11 protein-coding genes and 1 pseudogene are annotated in these 16,020 nt (G+C 66.1%); 4 read left to right on the forward strand and 8 right to left on the reverse strand.

Annotated features, from left to right (window positions below):
* Nucleotides 1–78 precede the first annotated feature (78 nt).
* Entirely contained in the window at nt 79–996 is a 918-nt protein-coding gene (locus U0004_RS20105) for a pyridoxal-phosphate dependent enzyme (RefSeq protein ID WP_070256597.1), read from the forward strand.
* Between the two features lie 3 nt (nt 997–999).
* Here the strand turns inward: U0004_RS20105 and U0004_RS20110 are convergent, their stop codons facing one another.
* The 7 genes and pseudogenes from U0004_RS20110 to U0004_RS20140 all read right to left on the reverse strand — a co-directional run bounded on the left by U0004_RS20110 (nt 1,000) and on the right by U0004_RS20140 (nt 11,753).
* Nucleotides 1,000–3,015: a diguanylate cyclase domain-containing protein gene (locus tag U0004_RS20110; RefSeq protein ID WP_081345630.1), complete on the reverse strand. Its 2,016-nt coding sequence runs from the start codon at nt 3,013–3,015 to the stop codon at nt 1,000–1,002.
* A gap of 4 nt (nt 3,016–3,019) precedes the next feature.
* Nucleotides 3,020–3,529, reverse strand: a pseudogene (gene cysC / locus U0004_RS20115) (adenylyl-sulfate kinase); the annotation flags it as partial.
* Between the two features lie 84 nt (nt 3,530–3,613).
* On the reverse strand, nt 3,614–6,283 hold the full coding sequence (locus tag U0004_RS20120) for a nitrate reductase (RefSeq protein ID WP_070256595.1): 2,670 nt from the start codon (nt 6,281–6,283) through the stop codon (nt 3,614–3,616).
* 22 nt (nt 6,284–6,305) lie between these two features.
* Nucleotides 6,306–7,532: an NAD(P)/FAD-dependent oxidoreductase gene (locus U0004_RS20125; protein WP_071653678.1), complete on the reverse strand. Its 1,227-nt coding sequence runs from the start codon at nt 7,530–7,532 to the stop codon at nt 6,306–6,308.
* Nucleotides 7,529–7,882, reverse strand: a complete 354-nt coding sequence (gene nirD, locus U0004_RS20130) for a nitrite reductase small subunit NirD (RefSeq protein WP_070256593.1) — start codon at nt 7,880–7,882, stop codon at nt 7,529–7,531. The genes U0004_RS20125 and nirD overlap by 4 nt, the downstream gene beginning before the upstream one ends.
* Nucleotides 7,883–7,894: 12 nt before the next feature.
* On the reverse strand, nt 7,895–10,447 hold the full coding sequence (gene nirB, locus U0004_RS20135; RefSeq protein WP_070256592.1) for a nitrite reductase large subunit NirB: 2,553 nt from the start codon (nt 10,445–10,447) through the stop codon (nt 7,895–7,897).
* Nucleotides 10,448–10,457: 10 nt separating this feature from the next.
* Nucleotides 10,458–11,753 carry an MFS transporter gene (locus tag U0004_RS20140; RefSeq protein ID WP_070256591.1) on the reverse strand — a complete coding sequence of 432 codons (1,296 nt, stop codon included), beginning with the start codon at nt 11,751–11,753 and terminating at the stop codon, nt 10,458–10,460.
* A 323-nt stretch (nt 11,754–12,076) separates the two neighbouring features.
* Between U0004_RS20140 and U0004_RS20145 the strand changes: the two genes are divergently transcribed.
* Complete coding sequence (locus tag U0004_RS20145; protein WP_070256590.1) at nt 12,077–13,765, forward strand: CehA/McbA family metallohydrolase; 1,689 nt, start codon at nt 12,077–12,079, stop codon at nt 13,763–13,765.
* Here U0004_RS20145 and U0004_RS20150 read toward each other — a convergent pair.
* Nucleotides 13,749–14,687 carry a LysR family transcriptional regulator gene (locus U0004_RS20150; protein ID WP_070256589.1) on the reverse strand — a complete coding sequence of 313 codons (939 nt, stop codon included), beginning with the start codon at nt 14,685–14,687 and terminating at the stop codon, nt 13,749–13,751. The genes U0004_RS20145 and U0004_RS20150 overlap by 17 nt on opposite strands.
* Before the next feature lie 128 nt (nt 14,688–14,815).
* Between U0004_RS20150 and U0004_RS20155 the strand changes: the two genes are divergently transcribed.
* Both U0004_RS20155 and U0004_RS20160 read left to right on the forward strand, forming a co-directional pair.
* A complete protein-coding gene (locus U0004_RS20155; protein WP_070256643.1) occupies nt 14,816–15,244 on the forward strand; it encodes a RidA family protein in 429 nt (142 codons plus the stop codon).
* A 129-nt stretch (nt 15,245–15,373) separates the two neighbouring features.
* Nucleotides 15,374–16,018 (forward strand): DUF4304 domain-containing protein, encoded by a 645-nt coding sequence (locus U0004_RS20160; RefSeq protein ID WP_070256588.1) that lies wholly within the window; start codon nt 15,374–15,376, stop codon nt 16,016–16,018.
* Nucleotides 16,019–16,020 lie beyond the last annotated feature (2 nt).

The following is a 16,020-nucleotide window of genomic DNA, read 5'->3' on the forward strand; positions in this document are numbered from 1 at the left end:
AACACTCCCTGCAAGGGTGACACGGTGGCGCGGGCGCTTCGGCTATGATGCTGGCCTGACTGTCTACCAGGAACACGCATGGCCCTGCACATCGAAACTCCCTTGCTCAACTCACGCGCCCTGAGCCTGCACAGCGAACGCGCCATCTGGCTCAAGCTCGAAGCCCTGCAGCCGCCAGGCTCCTTCAAGATCCGCGGCATCGGCCTCGCCTGCGAAGAATACGCGCGGCGCGGCGCCAGCCGTTTCATCTCCTCTTCCGGCGGCAATGCCGGCATCGCCGTCGCCTATGCGGGACGCCAGCTGGGCATTCCCGTCATCGTCGTCGTGCCGGAAACGACCAGCCAACGGGCCAGGGCCCTGATCGCGCAGGAAGGCGCCGAAGTCATCGTGCACGGCGCCGCATGGCAGGAAGCGAACGCGCTGGCGCAGTCGATGCTCACGCCGCAGGACGCCTTCTTGCATCCGTTCGACGACCCGCTGCTGTGGCAGGGCCACGCCGGCATGGTCGATGAAGTGGCGCGCGCGGGCCTGAAGCCGGACGCGGTGGTGCTGTCGGTGGGCGGCGGCGGCCTGCTGGCCGGCGTGGCCGAAGGCTTGCAGCGCAACGGCTGGGATGACGTGGCCCTGGTGGCCGTGGAAACGCAAGGCGCGGCCTCGCTGGCGGCGGCCGTGGCCGCGCGCGAACACGTGACCCTGCCGGCCGTGACCAGCATCGCCACGTCGCTGGCCGCGCGCCAGGTCTGCGCGCAGGCATTCGCCATCAGCCAGACGCGCCTGCTGCACAGCGTGGTGGTGTCGGACCAGGCCGCCGTCGATGCCTGCCAGCGCTTCATCACCGACCAGCGCCTCGTGGTGGAGCCGGCCTGCGGCGCGGCGCTGGCGGCCGTCTACGGCAAGGCGCCGGAACTGGCGCCCTACCGCAATGTGCTGGTCATCGTGTGCGGCGGCGTGACGGCTACCACGCAGCAGCTCGACCACTGGACTGCCTCCCTGTAATACTCAGGGCGCTGCCTCGAGCAGCGCCACGCCATCGCGGCCCTGCCCCTTGGCGGCATACAGGGCCTGGTCGGCCAGGTCCAGCAACTGCGCCGCCGTCAGCGCGCCCTCGCGGAAGATGGCGATGCCGATGCTGGTCGTCACCGGCAGCGGGCCGCTGGCCAGTTCGAAGGGCTGGCGGATGGCGTCGATGATCTTGGCGCCCACGTGGCGCACTTCGGCAGCGCCGTTCACGCCTTCGAGAATGATCACGAATTCATCGCCGGCCAGGCGCGCCACCAGGTCGCTGGCGCGCACGCTGCGCATCAGGCGCGAAGCGAATTCCTTCAGCACCTCGTCGCCCGCCTTGTGGCCCAGGCTGTCGTTGATGGCCTTGAAACGGTCGATATCGAGATAGGCCAGCGCCATCGGCGCGCGCGCAGCCCGCGTGCGCTGCATGCTTTGCGCTAGCTGCTCGTCGAAGCGGCGGCGGTTGGCGATGCCCGTCAGGGTGTCGGTGGCGGCGGCAAACTGCAGCGCCGTGTGCATCGCCTTGGTCTTGGTGATTTCATGAATCAGGCCATACACGCCTTCCACCGTGCCGCTCTCGCCCACGTCGGGCACGTAGCTGGTCTGGAAGGCGCGCCGGCCGGCGTCCCCCTCGCCGCCGATGGTGAATTCATATTCCACCTCCTCGCCCGCGAAGGCGCGCCGCAGGTATTGCTCGCGCAGCTGGTACGCTTCCTCGCCCAGCACGTCGCGGATCGACTGCATCAGGCTTTCCTGCTGCGACCTGCCGAACCATTTTTCAAACGTCGCGTTGATGAACTGGTAGCGGTGCTCGCGGTCGATATAGACGATCACCACGGGCACGTGGTCCGTCAGCAGCTTCAGGCGCCGCTCGCTGTCGCGCGTCTGCGCCTCGGCGATTTCGCGCTCGGCCACCAGCGAGTAAAAGTCGCGGCTCAAGTCGCCGATCTCGTCGCGCCGCTCGATTTGCAGCGCCTCGATGCCCAGGCGCTGGCGGCGGATCTGGTGCACCTGGCGGCGCAAGCGCTCAAGCGGCAGCAGCAGGCGCAGCACCACGCGCCAGCCGGCCAGGCCCGCCAGCGCCGCCAGCAGCACGGCGGCCAGCAGGATCTTGCTGCGGATGGCATGCAGCGGCGCGAACGCGTCGCGCATGGGATACACGGACGCCAGTATCCAGCCCGTCGAGGCGATGCGGTGGTAGGCGAACAGGGCATCGACGCCTTGCGTGGTGGTGCCCGTCAGCCAGCCCTCGTAGCCCTGCATGGCGCGCCGCGTGGGCACGCTGACGGGGCCATGGGCTTCGATATGCTGCATGATGCGCGACTTGTCGGGATGCTCGACGATGACGCCTTCGCTGGTCATGATGTACAGATAGCCGCCCTGCCCCGGCTTGAGGGCGCCCAGACGGCCCAGGAAATCGGGCTGGCGCAGGTTGACGCTGGCCGCCAGCACATAGCGCACGCCGCCCTGCGCGTCGAACACGGGCTGCGTCACCACCACGATGGGCATGCCGGAAATACTGCCGTTCAGCGGCGCGGAAATCACCGAGCGCCGCGTCGCCAGCGTCTGTTCAAAGTACGGACGGCCCTTCACGTTCAGCCCCGCCTGCGGCTTGAAGGGACTCACGCTGGCCAGGACAACGCCGTCGATGCCGACCACGCCGGCCGAATAAAACTCCTTGCCCAGCACCGTTTGCGCAGTCAGGAAACGCTGCAGGCTGGCGCCGTCGTGCGCGCCGCCGGCCGCCAGGCTGTCTGCCATCGCGCGCAGCACATTGCGCTTCGCGTCGAGTTCCTCGTCGATGAAGACGGCGGCGCTGGCCAGCGATACGTACTGCTGGCGTCCCATCACGTCGCGCATGCCGCGTTCGGCCACGGCCAGGGTGGCCAGCGCCAGCGAAGCCACCGCGCCCAGCACGAGCAGGAAGACGACCACGCTCATGCGCGCCTTCAGGCTGGCGGGCAGGCGCCGGCGCAGCCACTGACGCAATGTCCCTCTTGTCGCCGTCATGCCGTCACGTCCGCCGCTGCAAATACCGGTACAGGCGCTCGACCGACTCGTCCAGCGCCAGGGTGCCCGTATCCAGGGTCAGCGCGGCCGCCAGCGGCGCTTCGTAAGGGGCGGAAATGCCCGTGAATTGCACCAGCTGCCCCGCGCGCGCCTTTTCATACAGGCCTTTCGGATCGCGCGCCTCGCACACGGCCAGCGGCGTGCTGACGTGGACTTCGATGAAATGCGCCGTGCCGATGATGGCGGCGGCCATGGCCCGGTCGGCGCGATACGGCGAAATAAGGGCGGCGATGACGGTCAGCCCCCCTCCGTTCATCAGGCGCGCCACTTCGGCCGTGCGGCGGATGTTTTCATGCCGGTCTTCGGGCGTAAACCCCAGGTCGCGGTTCAAGCCATGGCGCAGCTGGTCGCCGTCGAGCAGCGCCACGGCGCGGCCCTGCGCCTTGAGCCGGCGCGCCAGCGCATCGGCGATGCTGGACTTGCCGGCGCCGCTCAAGCCCGTCAGCCAGACCGTGTCGTGTTGTCCTGCTGTCATCACACTGCCTCTCCTCTTGTAGAGCTGGCAATATAACAAAGCCGCGCAGGAAAGGACAGATTATCAGGCAGCGCTGCGCGTCTCAAGCAGCAATTGTCGTATCTCCGGCACGCAGGAGCCGCAATTGCCGCCCGCCTTGACGCAGGCCGTCACCTGCGCCGTCGTCGTCAACTGCTGTTCCACGATGGCCGCGCAAATGGTATTGCGTCCCACGCCAAAGCACGAACACACGGTGGGCCCCGCGTCCACGCCCTTGCCGATGGGCTGCCCCAGCAGCACGCCAGCGCGGTCGGCCGCATCCATTTGCGCGTGCGCAAACAGGCCCGCCAGCCAGCTGCGCGACGGCAGGTCGGGACGCGGCGAGACATACACGCATTGCGCGATACGCCCCTCGTCCAGGTGCACGGCGCGGTACACGCCGGCACTGGCGTCCGCATAATCGAGCCAGTCGGCATTGTCGTCCGTGACGCCCAGCAGCGCGCGCGCCCAGGCGCCCAGGTCTTCGATGCGCTGGCGGCCGGCCAGTTCGTAGCGCAGGAACTGCTCGCCCTGGATGCGCGTCCAGTGCGCCACGCCGTCGAGGTTCAAGGGCGTGCGGCTCAGGACAAACGCATGCCAGTGCACGCGGAACTGCTCGATGCGCACGGGCGTGTGCTTGAATTCCGGCTCGCCCGAGACAGGATCGACGACGGGGTTGACGACGGCGCCCACGCGCGCATCGGACGCATTGGCGTCGCTCCAGTGTATCGGCACGAAGACCTGGCCGCGCGCGATGCCGCCGCCATGCACCACCCGCGCCACCATCGCGCCCCAGGCGCTGGAAATGCGCGCCAGCTCGCCTTCGCGCACGCTGTACAGCAGCGCATCCTGCGGGTGGATGTCGATGAAGGCTTCGGCGATGTGGCCCGACAGTTTCGCCGCCTTGCCCGTGCGCGTCATCGTGTGCCACTGGTCGCGCACCCGGCCCGTGTTGAGGATCAGCGGATAGTCCTCGTCGGGCATGTTGCGCGGCGCGCGCGGCGCCGTGGGAATGAAGCGCGCGCGCCCGTCCGCATGCGCGAAACGGCCGTCGCCGAACAACCTCGCCTGGCCCTGCGGCCACTGCTGCGGCGCCAGGGCGTCATAGCGCGCCGCATCCAGGCCAGCCAGGTGGCCCAGGTTGAACAGGCGCGCCGTGTCTCCCGCGTTGCGGAAGGCGGACAGGCGCGCGTGTTCGTCGAAGATGGCCTGCGGCGACGTGAAATCGAAGCCGGCATGGCCCATGCGCCGTGCCACGTCGCACAGCACGTCCCAGTCGGCGCGCGCCTCGCCGGGCGCCGGCAAAAACGCCCGCTGGCGCGAGATGCGGCGCTCGGAATTGGTCACCGTGCCATCCTTCTCTCCCCAGCCCAGGGCCGGCAGCAGCACGTCGGCATGGGCATTCGTGTCCGACCCGGCGCTGATGTCCGACACCACCACCAGTTCGCATTTGGCCAGCGCGCGGCGCACCTGGTCGGCGTCCGGCATGCTGACCAGCGGATTGGTGGCGATGACCCACACGGCCTTGACCTTCCCGGATTCGATCGCGTGGAACAGTTCCACCGCCTTCAGGCCAGGCTTGCTTGCCATGCGCGGGGAGCCCCAGAAGGTTTGCACGGCTTCGCGGTGCAGCGGCTTGTCCAGCTCCAGGTGCGCCGCCAGCATGTTGGCCAGGCCGCCCACTTCGCGCCCGCCCATGGCGTTTGGCTGGCCCGTGAGGGAGAACGGCCCCATGCCGGGCTGGCCGATGCGCCCCGTCGCCAGATGGCAGTTGATGATGCTGTTGACCTTGTCCGTGCCGGAGGACGACTGGTTCACGCCCTGCGAAAACGCCGTGACGACCTTGCGCGTGGCGGCAAATGCCTGGTAAAACGCCAGCAAGGCGTGCGGGTCGACCTTGCAGATGGCCGCCACCTGCAAGGGGTCGCCGCAATCCACGTGGGCGGCCGCCAGCGCGTCGTCCAGTCCCGCACTGTGCCGCGTGACGAAAGCGTCATCGATCGCGCCTTCGCGTGCCAGGTAACACAGCAAGCCGTTGAACAGCCACACGTCGGTGCCCGGCTTCACGGGCAGGTGCAAATCGGCCAGCTCGCAGGTGGCCGTGCGGCGCGGGTCGATCACCACCAGTTTCATGTGCGGCCGGCTTTCCTTGATACGTGTGATGCGCTGGAACAGGATCGGGTGGCACCAGGCCGTGTTCGAGCCCACCAGCACCACCATGTCGGCCAGTTCCAGGTCTTCATAGCAGCCCGGCACGATATCCTCGCCGAACGCGCGCTTGTGGCCCGCCACGGCCGACGACATGCACAGGCGCGAATTGGTGTCGATATTCGCGCTGCCCACATAGCCCTTCATGAATTTGTTGGCGATGTAATAGTCTTCCGTCAGCAGCTGGCCCGAGACATACAGGGCGACGGCGTCGGGGCCGTGCTCGGCGATGATGGCGCGCAAGCCGCCGGCCACCTGGTCCAGCGCGGCATCCCAGGATGCGCGCTGCAGCACGCCATCGACACGCACCTGCGGATGCAGCAGGCGCTTGTCGAGGTCCAGGGTGTCGCCCAGGGCCGAGCCTTTCACGCACAGCTTGCCCAGGTTGGCCGGGTGGCCGCTATCGCCGGCGATGCGGATGGCGCCGTCGGGAAGGCGTGTCGCTTCCACGCCGCAGCCGACGCCGCAATACGGGCAAGTGGTTTTCACGGGCATGCAGCTAGTCATGAAAGTATCCTGTTGGTCGCTGTCAGGCGGCCTGGGCGCACAGCGCCTGGCCAAACAATAAATGGGTGCGCAGTTTGCTGATGTCGCGGCGCTGCTGGATCAGGTCGAAATACCAGGGACCGTCCTGCACGTCGCCATACAGCACGGCGCCGGCCAGGCGGCTGCCCTGCACCACCAGCCGCTTGTAGACGCCGCGGCGCGGGTCGCGCAGCACCAGGTCTTCGCTGCCCTCGCCGCCGATAATGTCGCCGGCCGAGTACAGGTCGATGCCCGTCACTTTCAGTTTGGTGGCGCTGGCCTGCTGCACGTAGCGGCGGTGTCCCGCGCCGGCCAGGTGCGCGCCGCACACGCGCGCCTGTTCCCAGATGGGCGCGACCAGGCCGAAGGTGGCGCGCCGGTGCTGCACGCATTCGCCCACGGCGTACACGCGCGGGTCGTAGCTTTGCAGGCAGTCGTCGACGACGATGGCCCGTTCGCAGTGCAGGCCGGCCGCTTGCGCCAGGGCGATGTTGGGGCGCACGCCGGCCGTCATCACCACCAGGTCGGCGGGGATGCTGCTGCCGTCCGCAAACTGCACGCCTTCCACGCGGGCGCTGCCCATGATGGCGGACGTTTGCGCGTGCATCAGAAAACGCAGGCCGCGCGCTTCCAGCGCCGATTTCAGCAGCATCGATGCGGGCGCATCGAGCTGCTGGTTCATCAGGGCGCCGCTCATGTGCACGACCGTGACGTCCATGCCCTGGCGCTGCAAGCCGTTGGCCGCTTCCAGCCCCAGCAAACCGCCGCCGATGACCACCGCGTGGCGGTGCGTGCGCGCCGCCTGCAGCATGGTATCGACGTCGCTGATGTCGCGAAAGCCGATCACGCCGGGCAGCGCATGGCCCGGCACGGGCACGATGAAGGGCGTGGAACCGGTGGCCAGCAGCAGGCGGTCATAGGCAACCGTGATGCCGGACAGCGACTGCACGGTGCGCGCCTTGCGGTCGATGCGCACGACGGGGTCTCCCGCGTGCAGGGTGATGCCGTTTTGCGCATACCAGTCGCGCGTATGCAGCATGATGTCGTCCACGCTTTTTTCGCCGGCCAGCACGGGAGACAGCAGGATGCGGTTGTAATTGCCGTGCGGCTCGGCGCCGAACACGGTGATGTCGTACAGGTCCGGCGCGAGTTTCAAGAGTTCCTCTACCGTGCGCATGCCGGCCATGCCGTTACCGACCACCACCAGCGCGGGACGCCGGGGCGGGTTCACAGAGCCACCCACACCATGTCCGCGAACACGCGCGCCGGCCAGGTGGCCACCGAATGCTCGGGCGCTTCGATGCACTCGCCGCTGGCCAGGTCGAAGTGCTGCTTGTAGATGGGCGACGCCACCACGACGCGCTCGCCGATGCTGCCCACCAGGCCCCGCGACAGCACCGAGGCGCCCGCATTCGGGTCGACATTGTCGATGGCGTACACGCGCGGCGCGGCATCGCCGACGCGGAACACGGCCACGTGGCGGCCACCGAGCAGCGCGCACACGCCCGTGTCGGGCACGATGTCGGTCAAGGGACAGATGGCTACCCAGTTATCGGCGGTGGCGCCGGAAAGTTCATTCATCGCGTTCATGGCTCAAGCCTCCACGGCAAGGATGGGGATCACGGTGCTGCGGCGTTCCATCTCGGTAGCGGGCCGGATCTGGCCCCGCTCTTCGACGAACACCACGTTTTCATCGCCTTTGTCGCTGTTGACGAAATGGCGGAAGCGCTGGCGCACGGCGGGGTTGGAAACGGCTTCCTTCCACTCGCAGGCATACGTATCGACCACGTGCTGCATGTCCGCTTCCAGCTCGTGGGCGATGCCCAGGCGGTCGGCCACGACGACGGCTTTCAGGTAATCGAGGCCCCCTTCGAGATTGTCGCGCCACACGCTGGTGCGCTGCAGGCGGTCGGCGGTGCGCACGTAAAACATCAGGAAGCGGTCGACATAGCGCACCAGGGTGGCTTCATCGAGGTCGGACGCCAGCAACTCCGCATGGCGCGGCTTCATGCCGCCATTGCCGCACACGTACAGGTTCCAGCCCTTTTCCGTGGCGATCAGGCCGATGTCCTTGCCCTGCGCCTCGGCGCATTCGCGCGTGCAACCGGAGACGCCGAACTTGATCTTGTGCGGCGTGCGCAGGCCCTTGTAGCGGTTTTCCAGCTGGATCGCAAACCCCAAGCTGTCGGCCACGCCATAGCGGCACCAGGTGGAGCCGACGCACGATTTCACCGTGCGCAGCGACTTGCCGTAGGCGTGGCCCGACTCGAAGCCGGCCGCGATCAGTTCTTCCCAGATGGCCGGCAACTGGTCGACGCGCGCGCCGAACAGGTCGACCCGCTGGCCGCCCGTGATTTTCGTGTAGAGACCGTATTTTTTCGCCACCATGCCCACGGCGATCAGGCCGTCGGCCGTCACTTCGCCGCCCGGCATGCGCGGCACGACGGAATACGTGCCATCCTTCTGGATATTGCCGAGAAAATAATCGTTGCTGTCCTGCAGGCTGGCGTGCACGGGAGACAGCACGAAATCGTTCCAGCACGATGCCAGGATGTTCGCCGCCACGGGCTTGCACACGTCGCAACCCAAACCCTGGCCATGCGCGGACAGCAGCGCGCCGAAGCTGCGGATTTTCCCCACGCGCACCAGGTGGTGCAATTCCTGGCGCGAGTACGCAAAGTGTTCGCACACGTGGTTGTTGACGGCCAGGCCCTGCTTCTGCATTTCCGCCTTCATGATCTGCGTCACCAGCGGCACGCAGCCGCCGCACGCGGTGCCCGCTTTCGTGCAGGATTTTAAGGCGCCGATGGTGGTGGCGCCATCGGCGACGGCCGTGCACAGCGCGCCTTTCGACACGTCATTGCACGAGCAGATTTGCGCCGACTCGGGCAAGGCATCCACGCCCAGGCCCGCCTTTTGCTGGCCGTCGGCCTGCGGCAGGATCAGGAACTCGGGAGATGCCGGCAGCTCGATTTTATTGAGCATCATCTGCAGCAAGGTGCCGTACTCGCTGGCGTCGCCCACCATCACGCCGCCCAGCAGGTATTTGCCGCAATCGGAAACGACGATCTTCTTGTAGATCTGCTTGCGTTCATCCATGAACTGGTAGGAGCGGCTGCCCGGCGCATTGCCGTGCGGGTCGCCCAGGCTGGCCACGTCCACGCCCATCAGTTTGAGCTTGGTGCTCATGTCGGCGCCCTTGAACGAGGCTTCGCCCTCTTCCTGCAGCACGTGGCGCGCCGCGATGCGCGCCATTTCATAGCCGGGCGCCACCAGGCCGAACACCAGGCCGCCCCACAGCGCGCATTCGCCGATCGCGTAGATGTCCGGGTCGGACGTGACGCAGCTGTCGTCGATGGCGATGCCGCCCCGTGGTCCCACGTCCAGGCCGCAGGCGCGCGCCAGTTCGTCGCGCGGGCGGATGCCGGCCGAGAAGACGATCATGTCCGCTTCCAGGTGGCTGCCGTCGGCGAACTGCATGCGGTGCGTGGCCGCTTCGCCGTCGACGATGGCCAGGGTGTTCTTTTGCGTGTGCACGGTCACGCCCAGTTCCTCGATCTTGCGGCGCAGGACGCGCGCGCCGCCTTCATCGACCTGCACGGCCATCAGGCGCGGCGCGAATTCCACCACGTGGGTGTCCAGCTTCAAATCCCTCAATGCCTTCGCGCATTCGAGACCCAGCAATCCCCCGCCGATCACCACGCCCGTTTTTGACTTTCCGCCCCAGGCCAGCATGGCTTCCAGGTCTTCGATGGTGCGGTAGACGAAGCAGCCATCGCGCTCCTTGCCCGGCAGCGGCGGCACGAACGGCGTGGAGCCGGTGGCGAACACCAGCTTGTCGTAGCCCAGCACTTCACCCGTGCTGGCGGTGACGGTTTTCGCCGCGCGGTCGATGGACACGGCGCGCGCATTGAGCTTCAGGACGACGTTGCCCTTGTCGAAGAAGCCGGGCGCCACCAGCGACAGGTCCTCGGCCGATTTTCCGCTGAAAAATTCGGACAGGTGCACCCTGTCGTAGGCGGGGCGCGGCTCTTCGCACAAGACCGTCACGGACAGGCGCGTGTTGTTCTCCAGCGCCAGGCGTTCGAGGAATTTGTGTCCGACCATGCCATGGCCAAGGACGACGATGTTCAGGGGGTGGTTCATTGTTCTCTCCTCAGGCCGCGGCCATGTTTGGTTCAGCCGCTTCGCGGGTAAAGCGCACGGCGATGGCGCACAGGGCCGAGATCACCACCAGCGCGCTGAGGATGATCAGGGTCTGGCGGATGTCGCCCGTGCCCTTCATCAGGAAACCGGCCGCCACGGCGCCCACATTGCCGCCGGCGCCGATGATGCCGGCCACGCCACCCAGGGCACGGCTGTCGATGAAAGGCACCAGCGCATAGGTCGCGCCGCACGCCATGTGGGTGAACAGGCCGAAGACCAGCATGGCGATGACGGCGTACGTGACGCTGTCGACCTTGGCAAACCACAGCAGGCCCACGCCTTCGCCGATCATCAGCATGAACAGCAGGGTGACGCGGCTGTTCAGGTTGCCGCGCAGGGCCAATTTATCCGACATCCAGCCGCCCAAGGCGCGGGCGAACAGGGCCAGCAAGCCGAAGCTGCCGGCGGCCAGGCCGGCCGATTTCAGCGACAGGCCGAAATGGTCGACGTAGTACACGGCGGCGATGTTGTGGATGAAGATTTCGATGCCGAAGCAGGCGCCGTAGGTGACGAACAGCAGCCACACGCGATAATTGCTGCTGGCGGCCTTGAAGCTGTCCCAGCCACCTTTCTTTCCACCCTCAATAGCCACGCCAGCCTTACGCAAGTCCGCGTAATTACCTTCCGGGCAATCCTGCGTATAGCGCCAGTAGAGGGCAGCCATCACCAGCATCAGCACGCCCGGCACCAGCAGGGCCACGCGCCAGCCCATCGATTCGGACACGCCCAGCATCAGCACGGCACCGAGCAGCAAGGGCATCAGCGCCTGCGCCGCGCCGCCGCCCGCATTGCCCCAGCCGGCTGCCGCCGCATTCGCCGTGCCCACCACGCGGGGCGCAAACATCACGGAGGTGTGATATTGCGTGATGACAAAGCTGGCGCCGACGGCGCCGATGCCCAGGCGGAAGAACAGAAAGCTTTCATAGCTTTGCGAGGCGGCCACGCCCAGCACGGGAATGGCACCCAGCAGCAGCAAGCCCGTGTAGGTCTTGCGCGGGCCGTAGCGGTCGCACAAGGGTCCCACGATCAGGCGTACGAGGATGGTGATGGCGACGGCCGCGATATTGATGTTCGCCACTTGTGCCAAGGAAAGGCCGAACTCGCCCTTGATGACCGGCATCAAGGGGGCGCAGGCGAACCAGGCGAAGAAACACACGAAAAATGCCATCCACGTCAGGTGGAATGCGCGCATGGGCGGCGTGGCGAGGGAGAAGAGCGCGATGCTCGTTGCTTTTTGGCTGGCCATGATAGGTTCCCGAAATATCCCGTTGATAAAACAAAACGGCGTCCGCCCCCGCCGATGAGAAAAATCAGCCTGGGCGGACGCCGTTGTCCATGTGGTCCGTCGTTGGACCGTTGTGCGTTTATTCAGGGGATCGCCGTTGATCCGTACCTTCTGTTTAGCAAGTGCCGTGCCAGCTTGCCTGACGGGCACGCAGCATCATTCACACCGGCTTTGCGCCAGATCATGGCCAATCACGGTGCAAGCATGCCACTTGCTGGTGCATGCGGGAACCAGCGATGGCATATCTTGTCTAACTGCCATCTGAAGCAGTACGGGAGGCCACGATGGTCAAGACATTGCGCTGGCTACGGCCGCCATGGCTGGCTGGCGTGGGTGCAGGGCTGCTGCTCATTACGTGGAGTAACACTGCCGCCGCGCAAGAGCCGAAGGAACACAGCGAACTCGATGCCACCGTCGCCGCGCCCTTCCACGCCGCGCGCGGCGAGCGGGCAACGCAGGCGCGTGCATTTGTCGTGCACCTCGCCTATCCGGGCGAAGGCCGCACCCATGCGGTGCGCTGGACATTGACCTTGTCCGGCCCGGGGCCGCAAGGCGCCGTGCTGCGGCGCTGGTCGGGCACGCAACAGGTAGGTGCCGGCGGCAAGAGTGTCACCTTGCCCTGGGATGGCCGCGCCGACGCCGAAGCGCCCAAACGGCGGGGGCTGGCGCCAGACGGCTTGTATCAGTTGCGCCTGCTTGCCGTGGCCGATGCGGGCACGCCGCAGGAAACGAAGGTGGAGCAGCAATGGCCGATCCAGGTGCTGCGGCGCAGCGGCACCGCGCCCACGGTGCCCGCCTTCCAGGCCGGCTTGCAACAACTGCCCAGCCTGGAAGGCCAGCCCGGCTACCGCATCGTCTACGCCAACCTGCACAGCCAGACGCGCCACAGCGACGGCGGCGCGGCGCTCGACGCCTGCCATGGCGCGCAGGATCCGCAAACGGCGCCCTTCGGCCCCATCGATGCCTACAAGTATGCGCAGCAACATGGGCTCGACGCCCTGCTGACATCCGAGCACAACCATATGTATGACGGTTCCGACGGCACCAACCCAGCCGCCACCGCTGCCGAAGCGACAGCCTTGTACCAGACGGGGCTGGCCGAAGCGGCCGCGTATACCGCCGCCCACCCCGGCTTCCTGGCCCTGTACGGCATGGAATGGGGCGTCATCAACAAGGGCGGCCATGTGAATATCCTCAATAGCGAGCAGCTGCTGGGCTGGGAACGGAATGCCCTGGGCGAGCTGCTGGCCGACGTGGAAACGCCGAAGGGCGATTACGCTGGCCTGTACGCGCTGATGCGCGAACGGGGCTGGGTCGGCCAGTTCAACCACCCGGCCCAAACGGGCCAGTTTCTCGTCAATGGCCAGCCGCTGGGCTACACGCCGGATGGCGACGCGGCCATGGTGCTGTGCGAAGTCATGAACACGTCCGCGTTTTCCACCAACGACCAGGAAACGGAGACGCGGCGCAGCAATTACGAGGCCGCCTGCAACCGTGCCCTGTCGGCCGGCTACCACCTGGCCTTCAGCAGCAACCAGGACAACCACTGCGCCAATTGGGGCGCGTCGTATGGCAACCGCACGGCCGTGCTGGTGAGCAGCCCGGCCGCCGGCATGCCTGTTTCACGCGACAGCTTCCTCGAAGCGCTGCGCGCGCGCCGCGTGTTTGCCACCATGGACAAGCATGCGCAGCTGCTGTTCACGGCCAACGGCAAGCTGATGGGCGAGCGTTTCGACAACCATGGCCCCTTGCACCTGGCCACCCATTTCAGCAACAGCGCGGGGCGGCAAGCGGCCGCTGTCGCCATCTTCCACGGTGTGCCGGGCGGCAACGGGTCCGTCACACAAGTGTCTGACCAGGCCGAGCTCACCCTCACGCCCGCGCCCGGCCCCCATTTCTATTACGCGCGGCTGGTGCAGCACGATGGCAACATCGTCTGGTCGGCGCCCGTGTGGGTCAATCAGTTGCCGTGACGGTGACAGTGACAGCGGGGGCGGGATGCCGGGCCATCAGTTCGGCCACCCAGTCGATAAAGACGCGCAGTTTCTTGCTGACATGGCGGTTCGGTGGATAGGCCAGATGGAGCGGCATGGCATCGACCGTCCATGCGGGGAACAGCGGCAGCAGCTCGCCCCTGGCCACGTGCGGCCGCGCCATGTAGTCGGGCAGCCACAGCACGCCCAGCCCCGCCACCCCGGCCGCCAGGTAGGCGTTGCCGTCGTCGATCGACAGCACGTACTGGCCATGGATCTTGACGCTCTGGCCCTCGCGGTGCATCACGTACGGAAAGCCGTTGCCGCTGCTGGCCCAGCGAAAGCGCACGATGCGGTGCGCGCCGTCCTGCAAGTCCAGCGGATGCAAGGGCGTGCCCACCCGCTGCAGATAGGCGGGCGCCGCATACACGCCCAGCGGCAAGTCGGCGAGCTTGCGCGCCATCAGCGACTGGTCGGTGATATCACCGCCGCGTATCACGCAATCGACATTCTCGCCGATCACGTCGACCATGCGGTCGCTGGCGCCCATGTCGAGCACGATATCGGGATACCGCGCATGGAACCCGGGCAGCGCCGGCACCAGCAGCAAAGCGGCGAACGGACTGGGCACGTCCACCCGCAACTGGCCCCGCGGCAAGGCGGCGGCGTGCGGCAAGCTCGTTTCGATTTCTTCCAGGGTGTCGAGCACCTGCACGATGCGCTCGTAATAGGCGGCGCCATCGGCCGTTACATTGACCTTGCGCGTGGTGCGGTTCAGCAGCTTCAGGCGCAGCCGCGCCTCGAGCTGCTGCACCAGCTGCGTCACCGTGGTGCGGCTCATGTGCAAGGTCGCGGCCGCCCGCGTAAAACTGCCCGTCTCGACCACCCGCACGAAAGCCTTCATCGCATCAAACCTGTCCATCTACACCTCCGCCATTCGATTGTTTGGATTATACAAACAGTGCAGGCGATTCTGGCCGCTTTATCAGCTGACTGGCAGCAGATAAAGTGTTCTCCAGGCAGCAACTTCGCTGCATCAACAAAGGAAAGCTGATGAAACGCGACGTCGTATTCCCTCCGGGCCGCCAAGCCCTGTATGAACAGAACCGCTATTCCCCGGCCGTGCGCGCCAACGGCCTGCTGTTCGTCTCCGGCCAGGTCGGCAGCCGCGAAGACGGCACGCCCGAACCCGGACTCGACGCCCAGGTCCGGCGTGCGTTCGACAACCTGAACGCCATCTTGCAAGCGGCCGGCTGTACCTTCGACGATGTACAGGACGTGACCATCTTCATCGTCGACCCGCAGGCCAACTTCCAGCGCATCTGGGATATCGTGCAGGCCGGGTACTGGGGCCAGGCGCCGCACCCGACGGTGACGGCCGTGGGCGTGACGTGGCTGTATGGTTTCCAGTTCGAGATCAAGGTGGTGGCCAGGCTGCCTGGCCAGCACGCAGCCCCCGGAAGCGTGCAGGAAAAATAGCGGCAGGTTGTCCCTCGCACGATTGCCCGCCGCAAGGTGCGCTGGCACTGATCTGTGGCAACATGGCAGCGCCGTTTGGACAGCATGTTGACAGCAAGGCGGCGCAAGCAACCCATGCCAGGAAACGCAATGAAGCCAAAAGCGCTGATCATCGCCCATATCGAAGCGTTCTTGCTGGAGCCGCTGAGCGCAGCAGGCTTCAAGTTCTCGCCAAGCCAGCTGACCTTCAAGCGCACGCAGAACGAATTCGTCCAGGCCATCCATTTCCAGGCCAACCGCCATAACGAAGAGCATCTCTGCGTGGCATTCTGGAGCCACTATCAGGTTTCGTCCAGATCCTATACATCGTGGCACAAGGCGCGTTACGCTCACGAACCTGCCAACAATATCGTTGGCGATGTGGCCGACTGGAATATCAGAAACTGGCAATTCCCTGTCATCGATGGCAAGGAGGACAAGGAACACCAGCTCGTCGATCCCTCCCATCGGACAACAGTCATGGCCTGCCTGCGGGACAATCTGCTGGAGTTCGCCATTCCCTGGCTCGACCAACGGTCCAACTGGGAAAATGCGGCCCTGGCCCTGGTCGAAGCGCAAGGCTCGCATGCCAGGGCCTGCGATTTTTATCTGATGGCCGGCAAGCAGGAAAAAGCCTTGTGGGCCTTGCACGAAGGCATTGCCTACTGGGAAAGAAACCCCAAGGCATCTTATCCGCAAGAAAAAGAGGAGATCGTTTTGCGTATGGAACACTACTTCAATGCGACACCAATCTGAAC

Source organism: Janthinobacterium lividum (genome assembly GCF_034424625.1).
Classification (GTDB): Bacteria; Pseudomonadota; Gammaproteobacteria; order Burkholderiales; family Burkholderiaceae_D; genus Janthinobacterium; species Janthinobacterium lividum.

Excerpts from the sequence above, each read along its gene's own strand:
- U0004_RS20105 (WP_070256597.1), top strand. The coding sequence starts at position 79 with ATGGCCCTGCACATCGAAACTCCCTTGCTCAACTCACGCGCCCTGAGC.
- U0004_RS20110 (WP_081345630.1), bottom strand. The coding sequence starts at position 3,015 with ATGACGGCGACAAGAGGGACATTGCGTCAGTGGCTGCGCCGGCGCCTG.
- U0004_RS20120 (WP_070256595.1), bottom strand. The coding sequence starts at position 6,283 with ATGACTAGCTGCATGCCCGTGAAAACCACTTGCCCGTATTGCGGCGTC.
- nirD (WP_070256593.1), bottom strand. The coding sequence starts at position 7,882 with ATGAATGAACTTTCCGGCGCCACCGCCGATAACTGGGTAGCCATCTGT.
- nirB (WP_070256592.1), bottom strand. The coding sequence starts at position 10,447 with ATGAACCACCCCCTGAACATCGTCGTCCTTGGCCATGGCATGGTCGGA.
- U0004_RS20140 (WP_070256591.1), bottom strand. The coding sequence starts at position 11,753 with ATGGCCAGCCAAAAAGCAACGAGCATCGCGCTCTTCTCCCTCGCCACG.
- U0004_RS20145 (WP_070256590.1), top strand. The coding sequence starts at position 12,077 with ATGGTCAAGACATTGCGCTGGCTACGGCCGCCATGGCTGGCTGGCGTG.
- U0004_RS20150 (WP_070256589.1), bottom strand. The coding sequence starts at position 14,687 with ATGGACAGGTTTGATGCGATGAAGGCTTTCGTGCGGGTGGTCGAGACG.
- U0004_RS20160 (WP_070256588.1), top strand. The coding sequence starts at position 15,374 with ATGAAGCCAAAAGCGCTGATCATCGCCCATATCGAAGCGTTCTTGCTG.